Here is a 5,753-nt window from a genome sequence, read left to right as displayed (position 1 = left end):
GGTTTTCTGCCGTGCACGTGGGGGTGGTGAGGTGGAGCGGTGCCGGGTCAAGGGGCACACAGCACCTTGCCCGCCGGGGCACCGGCGGGCAAGGGACTTGAGCCAATCCTGAGGGTTTTGACCTGCTAGTTCTTCCCCCGCCCGGCGGTTTCGGCCTTCTTGAAGCCGATGTCCTGATACCGGGGGGCGGCGAAACCGAAGGCCCCGGCGTTGACGAGGCCCGGCTTGACCGCCACCAGCTCGGGACGCTGGAAGAGCGGGATGGACCCGGCCGCCGCCCAGATCCGGGCGTCCGCCCGTTTCACCAGGTCGCGGGCGGCCTTCTCGTCCAGTTCCGTCATGGCCTGGTCGAAGAGCTGGTCGATGTGGTCCGTGCCGACCCGCGTGTAGTTCTGCTCGACGACCAGCGTCCCGTCGGCGGCCGGCTCCGGCTTCGCGAAGATCGGGCGGGCGTCGGTGGCCGGGTAGGCGGTGGCCGGCCAGGAGTAGAGGGCCAGGTCGTAGTCGCCCGAGGCGATGTGGTCCTTGAAGTAGCTGTCGTCGGAGACCTTGACCATCTCGGTGCGTACGCCGACGCGCTCCAGCATCCCGGAGATCTTCTCGCCGACGGTGCGCAGCGACTCCGAGCCGGGTCCGGACGGAAGGACGAAACGCAAGGTCAGCGCCTTGCCGTCCTTGCCAAGGGGGCCCCGGGCGGCGTCCTTGGCCCGGGGGGCGGGCGTGCCCTGCGGGGCGTAGGCGCCGGCGACACCGCCCTTCTTCTTGCCGTCGGCGTTCTCCTCGGTGCGCTTGCCGTCCGTGCTGCCCTCGGCGCTGCCCTTGGTGCTGCCCTTGGCGCTGATGAAACGTGCCTGCATACGCAGGGCCCGTCCCTGGAGGGCCGCGGCGGGCGCCGGGGCCAGGACGTACGCGCCGGACTCCGTGCCGTAGGAGCGGCCGCCGGGCTTGGAGTCGCCGTCGCCCTCGTCGCCGACGATGTACATGCCGTCGTCGGCTTCGCTCTGCTTTTTCTTCTCCTTCTTTTCCGCCGCGCTGCCCGCCTTGGCGCCGTCGGCATCGCGCCCGGTCGCCGCCCCGCCCGGCTTCCAGCCCGCGTCGGCGAGCAACGCCTGGGCGGCCTGCGTGTCCTGGTCGCCCAGTGCGCCGCTGCTGTCGGCGTACGCGTCCTGGCCGGCCAGTGCCAGGTGGCTGCCGAGCGGGTGCGCGGGCAGGCCGAGCGGTTTCAGTACGGCCTCGGCGAGCGCGCGGCGGTCGATGGCGCGGGCCACCGCGCGGCGTACCCGGTCGTCGGTGAGGGGGCCGGACGTGCCGTTCAGCGCGAGCTGGGTGTAGGCCGGTTCGAGGGACTTGCGGATGACGAAGCCGCGCAGCGCGCTCTGCTCCTCGGCGTACCGTTCGATCGCCTCGCGCGACTTCCTGCGGGCCTGGATCTCGGCCTCGGCGAGTTCCTCGGACGAGCCGTGGGCCACCGCCCATGATCTGAGCGCGGAGGCGGGGGTGACGGCGGCGCCGGGGCCGTGGTTCAGCTGCTGCCCCTTGGCTCCGGCGTCCCGCGCGGCCAGGGCGAGACGGTCGGCGGTGCCGCGGCCGATGTCGGCGATGTCGAGCTCTCCGGCGGCGAGCGCGGCGGTGCGCTTGTCGCGCGTCACCGTGCGGAAGACGAGGGTGTCGAGCTTCGAGGGCTGCCCCCACCAGCGGGGGTTGCGCACGAGGGTGGTCCGGCCGGCGGCGCGGTCCAGCTCCTTGAGCATGAAGGGGCCCGCCGTCTGCTGGAGCTTGGAGCGGGCCCCGTCGTTGAAGGAGCCGGGGCGGCCCATCACGTCCTTCGGGTAGAGCGGGGTGAACAGCGAGCGCCAGTCCGCGTACGGCTTGGCGAAGGTGACCCGGACCTCCAGGTCGCTGGCGCCGCGCTCGATCCGTTCGATGCGCTCGTAGCCGGCGTTGCGGGCGGTCCAGTACGCCGTGTCCCGGCCGTTGAGCGCACGCCACTGCGCCACGAAGTCGGGCGCCCCGATCTCCCGGCCGTCGCTCCACACCGCCTGCTGGTTCAGCTTGTAGAGCACGACCTGCTTGGGTTCGCGCTCGACGATCTCCGCGGACTCCAGGTAGTCCGGGTTGCGCTGCGGACGCCCGCGCTCGTCGAGGGTGAAGAGCGAGGGCAGTACGGCGCCGGCGACGCGGGTGGTGGAGGCGTCGGCGTCGGCCTGGAAGGTGTTGAGGGTGGCGGGGGTCGTGTCGACGGCCCAGCGCACCGTGCCGCCGTCGGCCACCTGCTCGCGCCCGGCCGGGGCGATGTCCTGGGGCACGGTCACCCCCCGCGTCTCCTCGTCGCCCGAGGAGCAGCCCGCCAGGGCGGGCAGCCCGAGCACACCGGCGGTGACGAGCGCGAGGCAGCGGGCCGCTCGCGACCGCTCGGGCCTGCGGGGGCTCGCCGGGGCTGCCTCCCCGCGTGGGACGCCGACGTGGGACATGGCTGGTACCTCCAGGGCCGGCCCGGCCCACTCCCTGTCGGAATGGGCCCGGTTTTTCACATTTGGCGGCTTATGATGGTGATCACATCAACTACCGCTCCACTGAAATGGACCCCGCGCGTGCGCCGTCGCAGACACGGCGGCGAAGCGCTCGAACCCACCCGTGCGGCCCAACAGAAGGGGGCGCACGGAGGGCCGCGCGCCGAGAATCGCTGCACATCCCTTCACAAATGGGGATGTGACGCGCGACACTCGCAGGCGCATGAGCGTCACCACGCGCCACCGTGGAAATGAGGGCACCACATGTCCCTGCAAGACGACCTGGCAGCGGTGCAGCGCTGCCTCGACAACCTGGTCCAGTCGGTCGAGCGGCTGGAGCAGCAGGTCGGCGGCGGCAGCCTGGAGATCCGGCGGGTACGCACGGACGCCGGCCATCTCCGCGAGAGCCTGGCCCTGCTGAGCGCGGCCGCTCCCACCCTGCGCCGGCCCGATGCCCGTCCCGATCTGGTGTCGATCTCCGACGACCCGTACAACAGCGCGCTGTGGACCGACTCGGACGACGAGGGCCTCGGCGCACGCGACCGGCGCGCGCCCTAGCCGTACCCGTCGCCCCCGGCCCCGTCCTGTCCCGACAGCCCGCTCCATACGGAGTCTTCGTTGGCCACTGGCACAGAACCCCAGCCCCGTACGGGCGCCCAGGGCGTCCACGACGCCTCACGCGCCGCGATCGCGCCCCGCCATCTGCGGACAGACCGCTGGTGGCTGGCGCCCGCGGCGACCGCCGCCGGGCTGCTCGCCTTCATCGTCTACTCGACCTGGCGGGCCTTCGCGAACGCCGACTACTACGCGGCGCCCTACGTCTCGCCGTTCTACTCGCCGTGCCTGGCGGAGAACTGCGTACCGATGAAGGGCGGCCCCAACTGGGAGATCTTCGGCAGCTGGTGGGGCCTGTCCCCCGCCCTGCTGATCCTGATCTTCCCGCTCGGCTTCCGGCTGACCTGCTACTACTACCGCAAGGCCTACTACCGGGGCTTCTGGGCCTCGCCGCCGGCCTGCGCGGTCGCCGAGCCGCACCGCGCGTACAGCGGCGAGACCCGCTTCCCGCTGATCCTCCAGAACATCCACCGGTACTTCTTCTACGCCGCCGTCCCCGTCGCCGGGATCCTCACGTACGACACCGTGCTCGCCTTCCGGGACGAGCACTACGCGTGGGGCCACATGGGTCTTGGCACGATCGTCTTCCTGGTCAACATCGTGCTGATCTGGGCGTACACCTTCTCCTGCCACTCCTGCCGGCACATCGTCGGCGGCCGGCTCAGGCACTTCTCCAAGCACCCCGTGCGCTACCGGCTGTGGGGCTGGGTCGGCCGGCTCAACGCCCGCCACATGCAGCTCGCCTGGGCCTCGCTGATCAGCGTCGCCCTCGCCGACTTCTACGTCTACCTGGTGGCGTCCGGCGCGTTCGACGACCCGCGGCTGTTCTAGACGACTGATGAAGGGTGTTCGATGACGCAGCTCGAACGGCAGGGGTGGGACGTCGTCGTGGTCGGCGCGGGCGGCGCCGGACTGCGCGCCGCCATCGAGGCGCGGGAGCAGGGGGCCCGTACCGCGGTCATCTGCAAGTCCCTCTTCGGCAAGGCGCACACGGTGATGGCCGAGGGTGGCATCGCCGCGTCCATGGGCAACGTGAACTCCGGCGACAACTGGCAGGTCCACTTCCGCGACACCATGCGCGGCGGCAAGTTCCTCAACCAGTGGCGGATGGCGGAGCTGCACGCGCGGGAGGCGCCGGACCGGGTGTGGGAGCTGGAGACCTGGGGCGCGCTGTTCGACCGCACGCCGGACGGGAGGATCTCGCAGCGCAACTTCGGCGGCCACGAGTACCCGCGCCTGGCGCACGTCGGCGACCGGACCGGCCTGGAACTGATCCGCACGCTCCAGCAGAAGATCGTCTCGCTCCAGCAGGAGGACTTCCGCGAATTCGGCGACTACGAGGCCCGGATCAAGGTCTTCCAGGAGTGCACGGTCACGCGGGTCCTGAAGGACGAGGAGGACCGGGTCGCGGGGACCTTCTGCTACGAGCGCGAGTCCGGCCGCTTCTTCGTGCTGGAGGCCCCGGCCGTGGTGCTGGCCACCGGCGGCATCGGCAAGTCCTTCAAGGTGACGTCGAACTCGTGGGAGTACACGGGCGACGGCCACGCGCTGGCGCTGCTCGCGGGCGCGCCGCTGCTCAACATGGAGTTCGTGCAGTTCCACCCGACCGGCATGGTCTGGCCGCCGTCGGTGAAGGGCATCCTCGTCACCGAGTCGGTGCGCGGCGACGGCGGCGTGCTGCGCAATTCCGACGGCAAGCGGTTCATGTTCGACTACATCCCGGACGTCTTCAAGGAGAAGTACGCGCAGTCCGAGGAGGAGGGCGACCGCTGGTACGAGGACCCGGACAACAACCGGCGTCCCCCCGAGCTGCTCCCCCGCGACGAGGTCGCGCGCGCCATCAACTCCGAGGTCAAGGCCGGGCGCGGTTCCCCGCACGGCGGCGTCTTCCTCGATGTGTCGACACGCATGCCGGCCGAGACGATCCGGCGCCGGCTGCCGTCGATGTACCACCAGTTCAAGGAGCTGGCGGACGTCGACATCACCGCCGAGGCGATGGAGGTCGGCCCGACCTGCCACTACGTGATGGGCGGCATCGCCGTCGACTCCGACACCGCCGCCACCCGGGGCGTCCCCGGGCTGTACGCGGCGGGCGAGGTGGCCGGCGGCATGCACGGCTCCAACCGGCTCGGCGGCAACTCGCTCTCCGACCTGCTGGTCTTCGGGCGCCGGGCGGGGCTGTACGCCGCCCAGTACGCCATCGGGTTCGGCGAGGGGACCGCGCGTCCCCGGCCGGATTCCGCCCAGGTGGACGCGGCGGCCGCCGAGGCGCTGCGCCCCTTCAGCGTGGAGGGCCCCGAGCCGGGCGAGCCGGACGGGCGCCCGCCGGAGAACCCGTACACCCTCCACCAGGAACTCCAGCAGACGATGAACGACCTGGTCGGCATCATCAGGCGCGCGCCGGAGATGGAGCAGGCCCTGGAGAAGCTGGCCGGGCTGCGGGTACGGGCCCGGCGGGCCGGGGTGGAGGGCCACCGCCAGTTCAACCCGGGCTGGCACCTGGCCCTCGACCTGCGGAACATGCTGCTGGTCAGCGAGTGCGTGGCGCGGGCGGCCCTGGAGCGTACCGAGAGCCGGGGCGGTCACACCCGCGAGGACTGCCCGGCGATGGAGCGGGAGTGGCGGCGG

General features: G+C 71.7%; 4 protein-coding genes. 3 read left to right on the top strand and 1 reads right to left on the bottom strand.

Annotated features, from left to right (window positions below):
* Positions 1-125: 125 nt before the first annotated feature.
* Positions 126-2,471, bottom strand: coding sequence for an ABC transporter family substrate-binding protein (locus tag E2E34_RS30240; RefSeq protein WP_138905054.1), 2,346 nt, complete (start codon positions 2,469-2,471; stop codon positions 126-128).
* Positions 2,472-2,774: 303 nt separating this feature from the next.
* On the opposite strand from E2E34_RS30240, the gene E2E34_RS30235 reads away from it, so the two are divergent.
* The 3 genes from E2E34_RS30235 to E2E34_RS30225 all read left to right on the top strand — a co-directional run.
* Positions 2,775-3,068, top strand: coding sequence for an Rv0250c family protein (locus E2E34_RS30235; RefSeq protein WP_138905053.1), 294 nt, complete (start codon positions 2,775-2,777; stop codon positions 3,066-3,068).
* A 60-nt stretch (positions 3,069-3,128) separates the two neighbouring features.
* Positions 3,129-3,956 (top strand): succinate dehydrogenase subunit SdhC, encoded by an 828-nt coding sequence (gene sdhC, locus E2E34_RS30230; RefSeq protein ID WP_138905052.1) that lies wholly within the window; start codon positions 3,129-3,131, stop codon positions 3,954-3,956.
* Positions 3,957-3,977: 21 nt separating this feature from the next.
* On the top strand, positions 3,978-5,753 hold a 1,776-nt coding region (locus E2E34_RS30225), incomplete at its 3' end, for a fumarate reductase/succinate dehydrogenase flavoprotein subunit (protein ID WP_138905051.1).

This window comes from Streptomyces albidochromogenes, from assembly GCF_005981925.1.
Lineage (GTDB): Bacteria > Actinomycetota > Actinomycetes > Streptomycetales > Streptomycetaceae > Streptomyces > Streptomyces albidochromogenes.
Note: the sequence above shows the minus strand (reverse complement) of the source record. Positions and strands in the feature narration are given on the sequence as shown.

Excerpts from the sequence above, each read along its gene's own strand:
- E2E34_RS30240 (WP_138905054.1), bottom strand. The coding sequence starts at position 2,471 with ATGTCCCACGTCGGCGTCCCACGCGGGGAGGCAGCCCCGGCGAGCCCC.
- E2E34_RS30235 (WP_138905053.1), top strand. The coding sequence starts at position 2,775 with ATGTCCCTGCAAGACGACCTGGCAGCGGTGCAGCGCTGCCTCGACAAC.